Source organism: Amycolatopsis sp. MJM2582 (assembly GCF_000754115.1).
GTDB classification, from domain to species: Bacteria; Actinomycetota; Actinomycetes; order Mycobacteriales; family Pseudonocardiaceae; genus Amycolatopsis; species Amycolatopsis japonica.
In genome coordinates, this window is the sequence record NZ_JPLW01000005.1 from 466,773 (window position 1) to 483,499 (window position 16,727).

General features: G+C 69.9%; 14 protein-coding genes. 8 read left to right on the plus strand and 6 right to left on the minus strand.

Annotated elements, in window-relative coordinates:
* Window positions 1-89: 89 nt before the first annotated feature.
* Entirely contained in the window at window positions 90-734 is a 645-nt protein-coding gene (locus ED92_RS30010) for a hypothetical protein (protein WP_037344143.1), read from the plus strand.
* On the opposite strand, the gene ED92_RS43840 is transcribed toward ED92_RS30010, so the two are convergent.
* Together ED92_RS43840 and ED92_RS30015 are read right to left on the minus strand one after the other, a co-directional pair.
* Window positions 640-1,269, minus strand: coding sequence for a class I SAM-dependent methyltransferase (locus tag ED92_RS43840; protein WP_200882764.1), 630 nt, complete (start codon window positions 1,267-1,269; stop codon window positions 640-642). The genes ED92_RS30010 and ED92_RS43840 overlap by 95 nt on opposite strands.
* A gap of 126 nt (window positions 1,270-1,395) precedes the next feature.
* A complete protein-coding gene (locus ED92_RS30015) occupies window positions 1,396-2,085 on the minus strand; it encodes a DUF998 domain-containing protein (RefSeq protein WP_037344145.1) in 690 nt (229 codons plus the stop codon).
* Window positions 2,086-2,320: 235 nt separating this feature from the next.
* Between ED92_RS30015 and ED92_RS30020 the strand changes: the two genes are divergently transcribed.
* A complete protein-coding gene (locus ED92_RS30020; RefSeq protein ID WP_052120923.1) occupies window positions 2,321-4,819 on the plus strand; it encodes a M14 family zinc carboxypeptidase in 2,499 nt (832 codons plus the stop codon).
* 98 nt (window positions 4,820-4,917) lie between these two features.
* On the opposite strand, the gene ED92_RS30025 is transcribed toward ED92_RS30020, so the two are convergent.
* Complete coding sequence (locus tag ED92_RS30025) at window positions 4,918-5,997, minus strand: DnaJ domain-containing protein (protein WP_037344146.1); 1,080 nt, start codon at window positions 5,995-5,997, stop codon at window positions 4,918-4,920.
* A gap of 184 nt (window positions 5,998-6,181) precedes the next feature.
* Between ED92_RS30025 and ED92_RS30030 the strand changes: the two genes are divergently transcribed.
* Window positions 6,182-7,015, plus strand: coding sequence for a S9 family peptidase (locus tag ED92_RS30030; protein WP_235213390.1), 834 nt, complete (start codon window positions 6,182-6,184; stop codon window positions 7,013-7,015).
* A 6-nt stretch (window positions 7,016-7,021) separates the two neighbouring features.
* Here the strand turns inward: ED92_RS30030 and ED92_RS30035 are convergent, their stop codons facing one another.
* Window positions 7,022-7,945, minus strand: a complete 924-nt coding sequence (locus ED92_RS30035) for a hypothetical protein (protein WP_037344150.1) — start codon at window positions 7,943-7,945, stop codon at window positions 7,022-7,024.
* Window positions 7,942-8,439, minus strand: a complete 498-nt coding sequence (locus tag ED92_RS30040; protein ID WP_037344152.1) for a hypothetical protein — start codon at window positions 8,437-8,439, stop codon at window positions 7,942-7,944. The genes ED92_RS30035 and ED92_RS30040 overlap by 4 nt, the downstream gene beginning before the upstream one ends.
* 217 nt (window positions 8,440-8,656) lie before the next feature.
* Here ED92_RS30040 and ED92_RS30045 point away from each other — a divergent pair, with 217 nt between their 5' ends.
* From ED92_RS30045 to ED92_RS30065, 5 genes are all read left to right on the plus strand, one after another.
* Window positions 8,657-10,066 (plus strand): APC family permease, encoded by a 1,410-nt coding sequence (locus ED92_RS30045; RefSeq protein WP_037344154.1) that lies wholly within the window; start codon window positions 8,657-8,659, stop codon window positions 10,064-10,066.
* A complete protein-coding gene (locus ED92_RS30050) occupies window positions 10,063-10,962 on the plus strand; it encodes an ROK family protein (protein WP_037344156.1) in 900 nt (299 codons plus the stop codon). The genes ED92_RS30045 and ED92_RS30050 overlap by 4 nt, the downstream gene beginning before the upstream one ends.
* 101 nt (window positions 10,963-11,063) lie before the next feature.
* On the plus strand, window positions 11,064-11,618 hold the full coding sequence (locus ED92_RS30055) for an NADPH-dependent FMN reductase (protein ID WP_037344158.1): 555 nt from the start codon (window positions 11,064-11,066) through the stop codon (window positions 11,616-11,618).
* A gap of 23 nt (window positions 11,619-11,641) precedes the next feature.
* Window positions 11,642-12,622 carry a daunorubicin resistance protein DrrA family ABC transporter ATP-binding protein gene (locus ED92_RS30060; protein ID WP_037344160.1) on the plus strand — a complete coding sequence of 327 codons (981 nt, stop codon included), beginning with the start codon at window positions 11,642-11,644 and terminating at the stop codon, window positions 12,620-12,622.
* On the plus strand, window positions 12,619-13,470 hold the full coding sequence (locus tag ED92_RS30065) for an ABC transporter permease (RefSeq protein ID WP_037344162.1): 852 nt from the start codon (window positions 12,619-12,621) through the stop codon (window positions 13,468-13,470). Before ED92_RS30060 ends, ED92_RS30065 begins: the two co-directional genes overlap by 4 nt.
* A 24-nt stretch (window positions 13,471-13,494) precedes the next feature.
* On the opposite strand, the gene ED92_RS30070 is transcribed toward ED92_RS30065, so the two are convergent.
* Window positions 13,495-16,620, minus strand: a complete 3,126-nt coding sequence (locus tag ED92_RS30070; RefSeq protein WP_052120926.1) for an AAA family ATPase — start codon at window positions 16,618-16,620, stop codon at window positions 13,495-13,497.
* Window positions 16,621-16,727: the final 107 nt, after the last annotated feature.

Consider the following 16,727-nt stretch of genomic DNA (forward strand, 5'->3'; position numbering starts at 1 on the left):
CCGGACTGCGCCGGTGCCGGTGTCGTCCGCTCCATTCCCGCGGCGGCCGTGGCCGCCGAGCAAACCGCCGGACGGACAGGAGGAAGGTCATGAGCCGTTGGCAGGAACCCCAGGCGATCGCCGAGCTGGCCAGGGAAATCACGGTGGTCAGGAGGCCCAACCCGATCACCGCGCTTTACCACTGGCGGTACGAGATCGGCGCGCTCCTCGTCCTCCCGTACGCGCTGTTCTCGCTTTTCCAGGCGGCCGGCCCGATCTGGGGCGCGGTCGTGCTGTTCGGCGTCGCGAATTGGCTGTTCTACTGGAAATCGGCGCGGCGGTTCCTCCGCGACCGGCTGCGCTCGATCGTCGTGCAGCACCGGCTGCGGACCGGATTCGCCCGCGCCCGGGTGTGCACCCTGGATGGCAAGCTGCCGGTGATCCTGTGGACCAAACCGCGCGGCGACGAGGTCGAGGTCACCGTGTTCTGCCCGGCGGGGGTCGGCTACGAGCGTATCGAGCAGCGGCGGGCACTGCTGGCCGCGGCGTGCTTCGCCACCGACGTCCACGTGTACCGCCACCACAAACGTGCCAACGTGGTGCACCTTTCGGTGTGCACGGCGCGCTTGCGCAAGGACGCCGACGACGACGCCGTCGAGATCACGCCCGTGCCACGATATGCCGGGCAGACGGACGGTGCCGCCATTCCCCTTCCGGCGCCCTTCGCAGGAATTCCTCGCGCAGCACGGCGATGAACTCTTCACCGCGCGCGTCCGCGAGCGGCCGCATCGGCCCTGAACGGGTGTGCGCGGTGAAGAACGTGTCCGCGTCGGGGTGGACAATCGGGAACGACAGGACCTCGTCCCGTTCGAGCGTGGCGCCCTCCAACGCGGGGACGAGCCGTTCTTCCCAAGAGCGGTCACCGGCCGGGACGTGTTCCCGGAGCACCTCGGACAGCACCGTGAAGGCCCCGCCCGATTCGGTGCTGTGCGGCCAATAGACGACCGAGAGCACCCCGCCGGGGCGCAGGGCGCGGGTCCAGGACCGGAGAGCGGTGTCGGGTTCCGGGAGTTGCTGGAGGCCGAAGACCGAGACGATCGCGGCGGCCGAGCCCTGGTCGAGTTCCGAGGCGTCGCCCTCGACGACACGGACGAGCGGGTTGCCCGCGGCCCGGTTCCTGGCCCTCGCGGCTATCCCCGCGGACAGGTCGATGCCGACGATCTCGCGGCCGGGCAGCTGCCCGGTGCACGTCGAGCTCCGGGAAGGTCCCGCAGCAGGGAACGAGGACAGGGCCCTCTGGCAGCGCCTAGGGCAGGGCGTGCACCGCCGCCGAAACCCAGGGCGCGAACCGCGGGACGTAGTAGGCCTCGTAGCCGTCGGCGGCTTCGTCCCAGGCGCGGGCGAGGCGTTCGGCGGTCAGGACGCGATCTCCAGGGCTTCGGCCTGCTCGGTCACCGGTGCGGTGACCACGCGCGCGGGGATGAGCAGCGACGCCAGCGCGACCAGTCCGGTCAGCGCCATCGCGCGTTCGACCAGCCCGAGGGGGATCGCCCGCCACCAGGGCTCGCCGCCGTTCATCGAGACCACGATCGCCCCGAGGATCACGCCGAACCAGGCCAGGGCCGCCACCGCGAGCACCCGGGTCACGGCGCGCCGCGCGGGGGAGGAGGGGAAGACGGCTTTCGCCGCGAACCACACGGCCAGCGGCAGGCAGACGAAGGCGACGACGCTCGCGATCCGGTGCACCGTCCCGCCGGTGCTCGGCCCGATCGCCCAGTTGTTCTTGGGGAACGCCACGATCACCACCAGGCTCACCGTCCAGAGCGCGCAGAAGACCGATGCCGCGGACAGCGCCGGAAGGTGCTTGCGGCGGATCAGCGCGCCGAAGCCGATCGCCGAGCCGAACGCGACCAGCAGGACCGCGACGTCGAAGATCCACTTGTTCTCGCTGAGCGCGTACTCGCTGATGGTGCGGCGGACCGGGCTGATGTCGCTGGTGGCGGGAAGGACCTGCAGCAACAGGATCAGCAGCGCTCCGCCGGCGACGGAGACCACGGCGGCCAGCAGGGCCAGTGGTGACCTGGCGGTGACCTGGGACGTCGTCATGGTTGAAAGGTAACCACCCAACCTGAAGGTTTTCTTAGGCCGACCTGTCGGAATCGACAGGAAAGTCCCATTCTACGGTGCGCGTGCCGGTGATCGTTCCGGCACGGACGGTGAGATCGTTGGGCCGAAAGAGGTGTAGACGACTTGTGGCGGGTCCCTCCGGCGGGGTCGCGGGTCTAGGGTCTCGCTACCGGTGACCTCACCCGGTCACCGGACTGTCCAAGGAGGTCAGTCTGTGGGGTATTCACCAAACCGGCGAAGAGCGGGATGGAGCGCGGCGACCCTGGTACTCGCCGGGGCCTTCGTGGCACTTCCGTCGGCCACGACGGCGGGGGCCGCGGACAACGTGGTGCGGGCCGATCAGGCCGTGCCGCGTTCCTGTTTCGCCGCGCTGCAGAAGCCGGGTACGTCCGGCACCGATCGGCGCGAGTTCACGTCCACAGTAGACGGTCTGCTGCAGGCGCGCCTGGCGCCGCGCGGCGGCACCGAAGGCGACTGGGACCTCGCGGTCTTCGACAAGGCCACCGGCGCCGTGGTCGCCGCGTCCGCCGCGTTGCGCAGCCACGAGCTCGCCGAAGGCTTCGTGAAGAAGGACCAGAAACTGGTCGTGCAGACCTGCCGGTACGACGGCCGGACGCGCGACGCGGTTCTGGGGGTCGACTTCCTCGCGCTCACGCCGCAGGGGACCCCGACCGGCGCCGCGCCCGCGCCGCAGCGCGCCGAACTGGTCCGGGTCGAGACGCCCGCCAAGCAGGACAAGGACAAGCTCCTCCGGCTCGGCCTGGACGTCACGGAGAAGGCCGACGCCACCGGCGTCGAGGTCGTCCTCGCCAACGACGCCGACCGCAAGACACTGGCGGACAACGGCTTCAAGTCGAAGGTGGTCGACGGAGACCTTTCGGCGCGGTCGATCCAGAACGCCAAGACCGACCGCGAGTACGCCGCGAAGACGCCGGGCTCCACCCTGCCGTCCGGGCGCACGAGCTACCGGCACCTCTACGACTACCAGTTCGAGGTCAAGGAACTGGCCCGCAAGAACCCCAAGATCGCCACGGCGTTCACGCTGCCGCAGCCGACCTGGGAAGGCCGTGACGTCGTCGGTCTCGAGATCGCGACCGACGTCAAGAACATCGCCGACGGCAAACCCGTCAACTTCACCATGGGCGTGCACCACGCCCGTGAGTGGCCGGCGGGCGAGCACGCCATGGAATGGGCCCACGAACTGGTCAAGGGCTACACCGGCAACAACCCCGAGATCCGCGGTCTGGTCGGCCGGACGCGCAACATCATCGTGCCGATCGTCAACCCCGACGGCTTCGAAATCTCCCGTGAGGCCGAGCCCAAGGGCGACTTCTCGCGGTTCGACTACGAGATGAAGCGCAAGAACTGCAACGTCAACGACTCGCCCAAGGAGTTCGCGACCGGCGTCTGCAAGGCCAACCCCGGCGGCCGTGAACGCGGCACCGACCCGAACCGCAACTACGCGGGCTTCTGGGGCGGCGCCGGCGCGTCGACCCTGTGGCGCAGCGACACGTTCCGCGGCTCCGGCCCGTTCTCCGAGCCCGAGACGCAGAACATCCGCTCGATCGTGTCGAACCGCCAGGTGACCAACCTGATCACGCTGCACACCTTCTCGAACCTGGTGCTGCGTGTCCCGGGTGTCGCCGCCGTCCGCCCGCCGCTCGACGAGCCGGCGTACAAGGCGCTCGGCGACAAGATGGCCTCGCGCAACGGATACACCAGCCAGCCGTCGTGGGCGCTCTACGACACGACGGGCTCGACCGAGGACTGGTCGTACTGGGCCACCGGTGGCTGGGGCTTCACCTTCGAGATCGGCAACACGGAGTTCCACCCGCCGTTCGAGACCGGTGTCGTCGCCGAGTACACCGGCGTCGCCCCCGCGGCCGGTGCCGGCAAGGGCGGTAACCGTGCGGCCTTCATCGACATGATGGCCAACGCCGCCGACCCGGCGGCGCATTCGACGCTGATCGGAACGGCGCCGAAGGGCTACCAGCTGAAGCTGCACAAGACCTTCCAGACGCCGACCTCCCCGGTGGTGCAGCCGGACGGCTCGACGAAGCCGCCGATCTACGTGACCGACGACCTGAACTCGTCGCTGTCGTCGACCGGTGGCCGGTTCGCGTGGTCGATCAACCCGTCGACCCGTCCCTACGTCGCGGGCCGCTACGGTCGCGAACCGCAGGGGCCGGCGCAGGCGGCGATCCAGGTCGCCAACCCGCCCGGGGTCCCGGCGATCAACACGAACTACCCGACCGACCCGGCTTCGGAGAGCTTCACGTTCCACGTGGACGGGCTCCCCAAGGTCGACAACGGGAAGTTCAGCGTCGACGTGAAGTGGGCCAGCCAGGACACCGACTGGGACCTGTACGTCTTCGACGCCGCGGGCAACATGGTGTCGTCGTCGGCGAACGGCGGGACCACGGAAGAGCACGCGATCCTGTACGACCCGCCCGCCGGGGACTACCGGGCCGTGCTGGTCAACTACTCGCAGGCGAACCCGTCCACTGTGGACGATTGGACCGGCGGTGTGTCGTTCCAGTCGCCGATCCCGCCGACCTACGGTCCCAAGGAGGCGTACCAGCTGACCTGTACGTCGCCGAAGGGCAAGCTCGTCGGGCTGGCGGACGTCTACATCGACCGCGGCCAGACGGTCGACGTCGGTGAGGTCTGCACCCGGTCGGCGCGCGCCAAGAAGGAGCGCTCGGGCCGGTAGTTCCTCGTATCGCGCGTGAAGGCCTCCTTCCCTCGGCTCAGCCGAGGGAAGGAGGCCTTCACGCGCGTCCGCATTCAGAGGACGAAATGCGGAGGGGGCTAGACGGTGCCGACCACTCGGTCCCGTACGACTCGCATGGTCGCTGTGTCCACAGTGGACGGTTCCGCCGCCAGCCAGCCGCCGATCTCGTGCAGGAACTGCTCCGGCGTCATCGGCGGCGCGGGGGAGGGATCGTCGGGATCCGTGGTGATCTCACCGGTCCGGCTCGGGTACACGACCATCGCCCCGCGCAGCGTGACACCGGGCAGCACCCGCCGGAATTCGGCGAGGCTTTCGGTCAGTCTGCTCCCGCCGCCGCGGAAGGCGCGGCCGTTGCGCAGCAGGCGGTCGTCGTCATCGGTCTCGTAGTGACCCGGCAGCCACAGCTTCGATTCCACGAGCACGAGCCGCTTCCCGCACAGCACCGCGTGGTCGACGTCGGCGAACACCGAGTCCGGCCACGAGAGGCCGTGGAAGATCCGCGCGCCGGGCAACCGGGTCAGGTAGCGCTCGAGCATGTCGGCGGTGAGACGCTCGGCGAGTTCGTCGGTCTCGACGCCGGGGGTGCCGAACACGCGTTTCCCGCCGAATTCCGCGGCGAAGCGGTTCTTGGCGCGGGAGGCGGCCAGATAGCCGCGCGCGAGCCGTTGCACCAGCAGGGCGGTGCCGGCGGTCAGGATCAGCCAGACGATCAGCGTGGGGGCCGAGAAGCCGACGCCGGTCAGCACCGGCAGCAGGACCAGCACCATCCCGCCGACCGCCGCCACGACGGGAGTGTGCCCTGGGCCGCGACGGCGGCCGTGGCGCACGCGCTCGTCCTGTGCGGCGAATTCCCACCATTCGAGGTCGTCCGGATCGATCACGACCGGCTCGGGCTCGTAGCCCGGTTCCTCGCCGAAGCGGCGCCGCGGTCGCGGCCGGATCGGGGCGCGCACCGAGCGCCCGCCCGCGTCGTAGCCCGCACGCCGCATCGGATCGCTGAGCGTGTCGTAGGCCTCGCGGACCAGCTGGAACGTGAGGGCGGATCCGCCGGTGTCCGGGTGATGCGACTTCGCCAGCCGCCGGTACGCGGTCTTGATCTCGTTGACCGAGGCGGCCTTGCCCACGCCGAGCACCTCGTAATAGTCGACGTCGGGCACGGGCGGTTCACCTCCAAAGGGCCGGGCCGCAACACTATTCGGCCGCCGTCGCCGGGTCGCAACCACCTCCGCGGCGCGTCGGGGTGACGTCGCGGGCATACTGTTTCGCTTGTGGCGGAACGAGGTCCGCCTCCGCCGCGTCCTGGATATCGTGGAGATCGACAGCGTACGAGGAAGGATCGCGGTGGGAGAACCGGTCACGGGCACGGCCGCTGGGGTGCCGTTCACGGTCTTACCGCCATCTGCCGAGGTCAGCGGACCCGCGCCGGTGGTGGTCGCCTGGCACATGATCGACGCGCCCCGCTCCGACGCGGCGTTCGCGGCCGCGTTGCCGCTGGCCGGGGTGCCGGCGTGGCGGGTGTATCTCGGAATGCCGTTGTGCGGCGCGAGAATGGTCGACGGCGGCATGGACGCGGTGGTCGAACGGGCCCGGCGGGACGCGATGCTCGCCTACGTCGACCCGTTCGTCCGCCAGGCGGCGCTGGAATTCCCCGCCGCGCTGGCCGAACTGCGTGAACGCTTCGGCTTCGACACGTCCCGCACGGCGGTCGTCGGCGGGTCGCTCGGTGGTGCGGTGGCGCTGACGATCCTGGCCACGCGGGAGATCCCGGTGCGCGCGGCGGCCCTGATCAACCCCGCCGTGCGGGCGCGTTCGGTGGTCGGCTTGGTGGAAGGCCTGCTGGACCAGCCGTATCCGTGGAACGAGGAGGCAGACCAGGCCGCGGATCAGCTCGACTTCGTCGCACGATCGGGTGAAATATCGGCGCGGGAAACCCCAGTTCCGCTGCTGCTCGTCTCCGGCGAGGACGACTATCCGTCGTTGCGCACCGACGCCGACGATCTGGTCACCGCGCTGCGCGAGCGGTACGCCCGGCCGGACGACGTCCAGTTGGCCAGGGTGGCAGGTCTCGCCCATCCGCTGGCGGAAGAACCGGGCATCGAGCCCGCGCCGCAGCTGCCGATCGCGAAACTGGTGGACGACACGGTCGCCGAGTGGCTGGCGCGCCACCTGGGCTGACGCACGTCAGCAACCGGGTGGCGGGACCGAGCGGGGCGGGCCGAATTCGAGGCGCAGCTTGTCGGTTTTCGGGATCACGAACGCCACACCGGTCGAGGCCCGCCAGTTCGCCGGGAGGAAGACGTACTGGCCGCTGGACTGGAGCAGCAGCTTCAGCCCGGTGTACCGGTACTTGTAGGCCGATTCGGGGTCGGCGCATTTCACCTGCAGGACACCGTTCGCGGTGAGGTTGAGGCTTTCCGCGCTGTACAGGGTCGCGGCCGGTCTGGTCGCGATCACCCCGGAGGCTTCGAAGGCACGGCTCGTGCCGACGGCTCCCGAGTAGTCGCCGACCGCCCAGAAGAGGCCGATGCTCACCAGGACGTAGCCGGTCACCAGTTCCGCGACGCTCGACCGGGCGCTTCCCGTTCTGTGCGCGGTCCAGTGCCGCCAGGAGAACAGCACCATCAGGACCCCGATCGCGAAGCCGATCCCCGGCGCACCAGGCCAGTCGCGGAACGGTTCCGGGTCGAGGGCGATCGCGGTCGTGACGGCGAGCAGCGCGAGGCCGAGGACACCCGCGACGGGGGAGCAGATCCGCAGCAGCCGGGCCCAGGAACCCTCGCCTAGGCGGATCTTCAGGAACCGGGTCAGGACGAGGAACAGCAACGCGGCGCCCGCGGCGGCGGTCAGGGGCAGGAGCACCCCGTCGACACCGCGCCCGAAGATCTCGTCCGGTGTCTGGCCGAGCAGGGTGTAGTGCACGCGGAAGTAGATGAAGTACGTCTGCGTGTAGACGAGCCCGAAGTAGTAGAGCAACGCGGTGAGCAGGGTCGTGTTGGCCAGCATGGTGCCGACCAGCCTGAGCGCGTGCGACGGGCCCGCCGCGGGTTCGGGCTCCGGCGGCCTGGGGGCGCGCAGCCCCCGGCGTAGTGGCCGCCGGGTGCTCATCCGCCCGTGGTTTCGCTCGGCTGGGGGCTTTCCGACTTCGGCGGTGCCGAGCTTTCCTCCGTGGTCTCGGTTTCGCAGGCCCTGGCCCGGATCGTGATCGTCTTGCCGGGGTGGACCGGATTCGGGCCGATACTGCGGATGCAGTTCCCCTCGCCCACGACCACGACCGAGACCCCGCATCGCCGGGAGCTCTTGCAGAGGCGTTCGAGGTTCTGCTCGATGGCGTCCTTGGCGGTGGCGGGGTCGGTGCCGAGCAGGTCGCTGTTGTACCTGATCGGGCTTCCGGGCACGACGCCGGGCGGAGGCGAGTCCTTCGTCGGGCCCGGTCCCGTCGGCGGCGCGTCGGACGACGCCGTCGGGGCCGTCTCCGTGGTGATCCCGCTGTCGGTCGTCAGATCGCCCGGCGCCGTGTCGCGGGGCGCGGACGTCCCGCCGCAGGCCGTCGCGAACCCGAGTGCGGCGATCGCCATCGCCGCGCTGAACAGCCGTTTCATGGACCTCACCGTCCTCGGAAAAGACGTCCTTCTGGGTAAGGACGCGGAACGAGGAGCCCCTGATACGTCCCGCGCTGGTCCATTCGGGCGTATTACCCGGGATTCGGCCCTTTCGGGCAATCCCGGGTGGACCGGTGCGCGACAACTTCGCCGCGTGGCCTTCCGACACGCCCGAAATTATGTTAAGAAACTTTACTAACTAACAGGGAGGCGCGTTTTGAGTTCATCCCCGCGGCCGGGGCTCGAGCGGAAGATCGGGCCGCTCCAGGCGACCGCCATCAACATGACCCAGATGTGCGGCATCGGCCCGTTCGTCACCATCCCCGCGATGGTGGTGACCCTCGGCGGCCCGCAGGCCATGTTCGGCTGGCTCATCGGCGCGGTCATCGCGCTGGCCGACGGCCTCATCTGGGCGGAACTCGGCGCCGCCCTCCCCGGTGCCGGCGGCACCTACGTCTACCTGCGCGAGGCGTTCGGCGTCCGCACCGGCAGGCTCATGCCGTTCCTCTTCGCCTGGAGCGCGGTGCTGTTCATCCCGCTGATCATGTCCACCGGCATCATCGGCCTCGTCCAGTACCTCGGATACCTGATCCCCGGGGTCGCCGACGACGGCGGGACGACGACGCTCGGCAAGGTGATCGGTCTCGGGATCATCGCCCTGATCGTGCTGGCGCTGTTCCGCAAGATCGGCGAGATCGGGAAGCTGACCACCGTCCTGTTCGGGATCATGCTGTTCGCCGCGCTCTCGGTGATCGTCGCGGCCTTCACGCATTTCGACGGGGCGCAAGCGTTCGCCTTCACGCCGGGCGCGTTCTCGTTCGACGGCGGCGCGTTCTGGGCCGGGCTCGGCGCGGGCCTGATCATCGCCATCTACGACTACCTCGGCTACAACACCAGCGCCTACCTCGGCGGCGAGGTGCGCGATCCGGGCCGGACGCTGCCGCGCTCGATCATCCTGTCGATCCTCGGCATCATGAGCCTGTACTTCCTGCTGCAGCTCGGCGTCCTCGGCTCGGTCCCGCTGGAGGAGCTGAAGAACGCCACGTCGGTCGCCTCCACCGTGCTCGAACAGGCGTGGGGCACCGGCGCGGCCAAGGTCATCACCGTGTTCATCGTGATCGCCGCGATCGGTTCGGTGTTCGCGGGCCTGCTCGGCGGTTCGCGGGTCCCGTTCGAAGCCGCGCGCGACAAGGTGTTCCTGCCGGTGTTCGCCAAACTGCACCCGAAACTGAACCTGCCGACCGCCGGTGTGCTGACGATGGGTGCCATCGCCGCGATCGGCTCGCTGTTCACCCTGACCGCGGTGATCAACGCGGCGGTGACGGTGCTGGTGCTCATCCAGTCGCTCGCGCAGGTCGCGGCGATCGTGGTGCTGCGGCGGCGACGGCCGGAGCTGGAGCGACCGTACCGCCAATGGCTCTACCCGATCCCGACGATCATCGCGCTGCTCGGCTGGGTCTACATCTACTTCTCCGCCACCTGGCTGTCGATCGGGCTTTCGGTGGGCTGGATCGTGCTGGGCGTGGCGGCGTTCCTCGCCTACGCGAAGGCGGAGCGCGTGTGGCCGTTCGGGCCCAAGGGGATTCAGGAATCGTTCGCGGGGGCGGCAGAGGGGAACGGGAAGTGACGGGGGAAGAACTGATCCTGGGGATCGACTTCGGCGGGACGAAGGTCGCGATCGGGCTGGCGGACAGAGCCGGGAGCCTGCTGGTCACCCGGAGGCTCGACACCGACGCGCAGGCGGGCGCCGAACAGGTGGTGAGCCGCGCGCTCGCCGCGGCGCGGAAACTGCTCGCCGACGAAGGCGCCGCGGACCGGCTCGTCGCGGTCGGCGTGGTCAGCCCGGGCATCGTGCTGGAGGACCGCATCCTGCTCGCGCCGAACGTGCCGGGCTGGGAGGAACTGCGGCTGCGCGAACTCGTCGCGGCCGAGTTCGAAGGCGTCCCGATCGAGGTGGGCACCGACGCCAAGGCGGCGGCGCTCGCGGAATGGCGTTGGGGGGCACTGGCGGACACCGATCCGGCGGTGTTCCTCTCGCTGGGGACCGGGATCGCCGCGGCGGTCCTGGTCGGCGGCCGGCTGCTGGCCGGCGCCAACGGCGCTGCGGGAGAGATCGGGTACAACCTTCTCTCGCCGCAGGACACCGACGGTTTCGCCAGCGGAGCGGCGCCGCTGGAGGAGGCCGTCGGTGGGCGTGGGCTGGGCGGCCGGGCGAGTGTGCTGCTCGGCCGCCCGGTAACCGCGGGCGAACTGTTCGGCCTCGCCAGGGAGAACGCGCAGGCGAAGGAACTCGTCGGCGCCGCGCTCGACGAACTGTCGATGCACGTCGCGAACCTCGCGATCGCGCTCGACCCGCAGCGCATCGCCGTCGGCGGGGGACTGGTGCGTTCGGCCGACATCCTGCTGCCCGCGCTGCGTGAGCGGCTCGCACGGGCCGTGCCGTTCCCGCCGGAACTGGTGTCGGCGAAATTCGACCAGGACGCGTCGCTGCTGGGCGCGATCGCGATCGCGCTGGACGCGTAGCGAGATCACCGACCGAAGCCGCCGGGCTTCCGCTAGATCCGATCTAGCGGAAGCCCGGCGGCTTTCTCGCGCCTGAGGGGTGAGGCGAGAGGAGGTCGGTCATGGACGTCAGTCCGCTGCGGGTCGCGGTGATCGTCGGCAGCACCCGCGAAGGACGGGTGGGGGACACCGTCGGCAAATGGTTCACCGGCCGGGCGGAACACCGGGACGATCTCGTCATCGACGTGCTCGACCTGGTCGACTTCGACCTGCCCGCCGGGCTTCCGGAGCATCCGACGCCCGACATGAAGCGGTTCGCGCGGCTGGTCGACGAGGCGGAGGCGTTCGTCGTCGTCACCCCCGAGTACAACCGCAGTTTCCCCGCGTCGCTCAAACAGGCGATCGACTGCGCCTACGACGAGTGGCGCGCGAAACCGGTCGGCTTCGTCTCCTACGGCTACCGCTCGCAGGGCCTCTACGCCGTGGAGCAGCTGCGCACGATCTTCACCGAGCTGCACACGGTGACCATGCGCGACACGGTGGCCTTCAACCTCCTCGACGGCACGCTCTTCGACTCCGACGGGCAAGTACAGGCCGTGACCACCTTGCTCGACGCGCTCGCCTGGTGGGGCCTCGCCCTGCGCGACGCACGCGCCGCCCGCCCCTACGTCTGCTGAAAGCTTCTGAAAGGAAACGGAAAATGAGTGAACTGGCCATCGAAGCCTCGGGGCTGGTCAAGGTGTTCGGCGAGAACCGGGCGGTCGACGGGATCGACCTGAAGGTCCCGGCCGGCACCGTGTACGGCGTCCTCGGGCCGAACGGCGCCGGCAAGACCACCGCGGTGAAGATGCTCGCGACCCTGCTCCGCCCCGACGGCGGTGAAGCGCGCATCTTCGGCAAGGACGTCGTCCGCGACGCCGACGCGGTGCGGTCCATGGTGAGCCTGACCGGGCAGTACGCCTCGGTCGACGAAGACCTGACCGGCACCGAGAACCTGGTGCTGATCGGCAGGCTGACCGGGCACCGCAAACCGGCCGCCCGCGCACGGGCGGCGGAGCTGCTGGCGGCGTTCGGCCTCACCGAGGCCGCGGGACGGCAGGTGAAGAACTACTCCGGCGGGATGCGGCGGCGGATCGACATCGCCGCGAGCATCCTCAACACCCCGGACGTACTGTTCCTCGACGAGCCGACCACCGGGCTCGATCCCCGCAGCCGCAACCAGGTCTGGGACATCGTGCGCGCGATCGTGAAGCACGGCACCACCGTCCTGCTGACCACGCAGTACCTCGACGAAGCAGACCAGCTGGCCTCGCGGATCGCGGTCATCGACCACGGCAAGGTGATCGCCGAAGGCACCAAGGGGCAGCTGAAGGCGTCGGTCGGCGCGGGCGCCGTCCACGTCCGGCTGCGCGAGGCCGGCCAGCGGTCCGAGGCCGAGGCACTGCTCGTCCGCACCCTGGAGGCACAGGTTCTCCTGGAGGCGGACCCCGTCGCGCTGACCGCCCGGCTTTCGGGCGAGAGCACCGAACAGGGTGCCGCCGAGCACGCCGCGCGCGCACTGGCCGAACTCGCCCGCGCCGGCATCGTCGTCGACACCTTCTCCCTCGGCCAGCCGAGCCTCGACGAGGTCTTCCTGGCCCTCACCGACCGCACCGCCACCCCCGAGGAGAGTGCAGCTTGAGCACCACGGCAGTCAAAGACAACGAACCCGTTCTCGCGGCACCGAAGGCGGAGGATCTCGCCGCCGTCCTGATCGCGAAGAACCGCCCACAGCGCCCGAGCGCGCTCTCCACTTCGGTCACCTTCGGGTGGCGCGCGATGCTGAAGATCAAGCACGTGCCCGAGCAGTTGTTCGACGTCACGGCGTTCCCGATCATGATGACGCTGATGTTCACCTACCTGTTCGGCGGCGCGCTGTCCGGCTCGCCGACGCAGTATCTGCAGTTCGTGCTGCCGGGCATCATGGCGAGCAGCATCCTGATGATCACGATGTACACCGGGATTTCGGTCAACACCGACATCGAGAAGGGCGTCTTCGACCGGTTCCGCACGCTGCCGATCTGGCGTCCGTCGGCGATGGTGGGCTACCTGCTCGGCGACATGCTGCGCTACCTCATCGCCTCGCTGGTGATCCTCGGTGTCGGGCTGATCATGGGCTTCCGTCCCGCCGGGGGAGTCGGGGGCGTGGCCGCGGCGATCCTGCTGCTGCTGGCGTTCTCGTTCGCGTTCTCGTGGATCTGGACGATGTTCGGCCTGCTGCTGCGCAGCGAGAAGTCGGTGATGGGCGTCAGCATGATGGTGCTGTTCCCGCTGACCTTCCTCAGCAACATCTACGTCAATCCGGAGACGATGCCGGGCTGGCTGCAGGCCTTCGTCGACGTGAACCCGGTGACCCACGTGGTCGCGGCGGTGCGCTCGATGATGGACGGGAACTGGGACGGCGGCGAGATCAGCTGGGTGCTGATCGCCGGCGCGATCATCCTCGCGATTTTCGGCACCTTGACGATGCGGCTCTACAACCGCAAGTGAACCGGGGGTAGGTCCCCTGGCGGCTCACAACCGCCAGGGGACTTTTTCCTCGGGTGCGTAACGGCACGAAGAGCCGGTGGTGACCGACGCGCGCAGGTGCGCGGCCAGCGCCGGGTGCTGCTCGTCGAGTTTGCGCAGGGTGTCGCGGATCCGGGCGGTCACCGTCTTCCGGGCGCGTTCGGCCTCGTCGCCGAGCCGCCGGGTGCGGCCGCCGAGCCCGGCCGCGGACCGCAGTTCGGCGAGCAGCGCGTCCCGTTCGCGGTCCAGCGCGGCGGCGCGCGCGTCCTGGCCGAGCCCGGTCGCGGTGTCGATCAGTTCGTCGAGTTCGTCCAGCCGCGCGCGGTACCGGGCCTTCGCCTCGGCGTCGAGGACGGCGTCCCCGCCGAGACTCTTCGCGGCGACGACCACTTCGCCGCCTTCGGGATCGAGCAACCGCACCGCCGTCACCTCCGAGCCCGGCCTGCCGAGCAGGAAATGCAGATCCCGCAAGCCTTTCGAGTCCGGAAGGTGGGTGGTGACGCCGTCGAAGCGCAAGGTCCACACGGTTTCGTCGCGGCGGAACTCGGCCATCGGCGCCGTCGGGGTCCGCGCCTTCTGCCGCGCCCGTGTCACCCTGGCCGCGACCTGTCGCATACCGAGCGCGGTGGCTTCTTCGTCCACTTCGGACAGCAGGCTCATCGCGGCCGTCGCGTCGCCGTCGAGGTTGCGGCCGGAAAGGGCGATCGCCAGCCAGGACTTGGCTTCGGCCGCCCAGACCGTCGCCCTGAGACGATCCGCGGAGACCACGGCACCGCGCAGCCGGTCCACCGCTTCGTTCCACCGTTCCTGCGCGAGATCGAGCCTGCCGAGCCAGAGGTCGACCGGGCCGGAGATCTCGCAGCCGTACAGGGAAACCAGCCACTCCCCGCTGTACGGCAGGAGAAGCGCGCGGGCCGCTTCACAGCGTTCGGGATCGCGTGAGACCGCCGCCGTATGCGCCTGACAGCGCAACCACAACGCTTCCAGGTCCCGCGGATACGGCTTCGCGTCGGCCGCGAGATCGGTGAGCCGGACGGCTTCCCCGACGTCCTCGCGCTGGGCGGCGGTGATCGCCTCCAGCAACCGGCCGTAGGCGTACCCGGTGCGGGAGATTTCGCGGTGCAACCCGACGAGGTCGTCGAACCGTCCCTCCAGGCACCACCGGGCCCATCGCTGCAACTGGTTCAGGTCACCGAAATGGGGATGGTCGTCTCCTCCGTGACACGAGACCACTTGCTGGATGAACGCCTCTGCTTCGGAGAACCGGCCCTGGAGCGTGGCGATGATGCTCTGGTCGATCCGGGACGCCAGCTGTGAACTCGGTGCCCTGCCGGTGGCCGCCAGGGCGAGGAACTCCTGGTATTGCTCGAAATACCGGGGATCGCCCTGTTCGAGCAGCGCCACCCACTTGAACGAAGCCGCGTAGTGCTCCAATTCCGGGTTCGAGGTGCGGCGGCCGACGAGGACCAGTTCGTCGGTGAGCCGCTCGCGTTCCGCGGCGCTGCCCGGCCCCCAGATCGCGTCGTGCCGGGCCCACAGACCGAACAACAGGGCGGAATCGTCCTGGTCGTCGCGGGCGGTGATCATGATGTGCGCGGTCAGTTCCTGCGTCATCTCCTCGACGGTGACGTCCCGGCCGGGCTCGCGGCCGCACAGCCGTCCGTGCGCTTCGGTGAGCACCTTGACCGTCTCGTCGACCCGCAGGCCCTTGTGGTCTGCGCGGATCAGGGTCAACGCGAGCCGGGCGAGGAGATCGTCGTCGTCGAGATCGCGGATGAGCACGGAGACGTCGTCGAGGACTTGCCTGCCCTCCTCGGTTTCCTGGTGGCGGGTCAGATGCGCGCCCAGTTCGAGCGCGATGACCGCCTGCCGCCGCCGGTCTTCGACGATCTCCATCGCCCGCCGGTAGTGCGTGGTCGTCTCCTCGATCGCCATCCGGCCGGTGGCGTCGATCGCGGCGGCGAGCAGCAGATCGACAGCCTCGTCCGGATCGAGTTCCCGCCCCGCGAGCAGCGCGTGGCGGGCCATGTCCGCGGGGAAGAGCCGGTCCGAGGACGACGGCGTCTCGCGGGCCGCCGCGACGACCGCGGCGTGATGCTTGCGGCGGTCCGGTTCGGACAGGCCGGCGTACAGCGTCTCTCGGACGAGGTCGTGGGCGAAGGCGAACCGGCCCTGCCCGTGCACCACGACCAGCCGCGCCGCGACGGCCTGGTCGAGCAGCCGGTCCACCTGGGGCACGGGCGCCGACGCCACCCCCGCGAGCAGCCGCCGGTGGAATTCCCTGCCGAGCACGGACGCGGTGGTCAGCAGAGCGAGGACCGGCCGGGGGAGCAGGGAAAGCCGTCTCTGCAGGGCGTCGGCCACGCCAGGGGCGATGGTCTGGGCGGAACCGCCGCTGTGCCACAGCCGGGCCGTCTGCTCGACGAAGAACGGATTCCCGCCGGTGCGGCGGTGGACCTCGGCGACCAGCGCGTCGTCGGGCTCCGCGCCCGCCGTCCTGGCCATGAGCGTGCCGACCTCGTCCGGTTCGAGGCCGGTGAGAGTGACCGAAGTGGCCTTCGCGAGCAACGGCAGCATGAGCGAGCGAAGCGGATGATCGGTCGCTTCGACCTCGACATCCCGGTACGTGCCGACCAGCAGCAGCCGTTCGAACCAGGTGTGCTGGGCGGCGAACTCCAGCAGCCGCAGCGAGGCGGCGTCGGCCCAGTGCAGGTCGTCGAGCACCACGACGACCGGCTGGTCCTGGGAAGCGGCCACCAGCACACTCGTCACCGCGTCGTACAAGCGGAACCCGTCCGCCGCGCCGTCGCCACGCGCTTCGCCGAGCAGGACGTCCAACGCGCTGTCGGCCATCGCGGCCCAGCAGCGCTCGCCGACCGCGCGCCGCAGCCCGCGGACCACCTGTGTCCACGGCCAGTAGCCCGGGGCGCTCGCGGAGTCCCAGCAGGATCCGTTGAGCACGAGGGCGCCGAGACGCTTCGCCTCTTCGGCGGCGCCGGTGACGAGCGTGGTCTTGCCGATTCCGGCTTCCCCGGTGACCAGCACCAGCCCGCCGTGGCTTTCGGCGGCGCGGGCGATCTCCGCGCGGAGCACCCCCGCGGGATGGTCACGTCCGATGAGGGCGGCTGACATGTCCGAATCCTCCCAGTAGGGTCCGACAATCTCACGACGCGCGCCCGCTGTCAGGCGTTACCTCCGGTCCGTCGTGACCGACGGTGACCGACGTCTCCCGGTCGCCG

What these genes read in the sequence shown, in the direction of transcription:
- ED92_RS30060 (WP_037344160.1), top strand. Translation starts at nt 11,642, where the DNA reads ATGAGTGAACTGGCCATCGAAGCCTCGGGGCTGGTCAAGGTGTTCGGC.
- ED92_RS30040 (WP_037344152.1), bottom strand. Translation starts at nt 8,439, where the DNA reads ATGAAACGGCTGTTCAGCGCGGCGATGGCGATCGCCGCACTCGGGTTC.
- ED92_RS30055 (WP_037344158.1), top strand. Translation starts at nt 11,064, where the DNA reads ATGGACGTCAGTCCGCTGCGGGTCGCGGTGATCGTCGGCAGCACCCGC.
- ED92_RS30035 (WP_037344150.1), bottom strand. Translation starts at nt 7,945, where the DNA reads ATGAGCACCCGGCGGCCACTACGCCGGGGGCTGCGCGCCCCCAGGCCG.
- ED92_RS30015 (WP_037344145.1), bottom strand. Translation starts at nt 2,085, where the DNA reads ATGACGACGTCCCAGGTCACCGCCAGGTCACCACTGGCCCTGCTGGCC.
- ED92_RS30010 (WP_037344143.1), top strand. Translation starts at nt 90, where the DNA reads ATGAGCCGTTGGCAGGAACCCCAGGCGATCGCCGAGCTGGCCAGGGAA.
- ED92_RS30070 (WP_052120926.1), bottom strand. Translation starts at nt 16,620, where the DNA reads ATGTCAGCCGCCCTCATCGGACGTGACCATCCCGCGGGGGTGCTCCGC.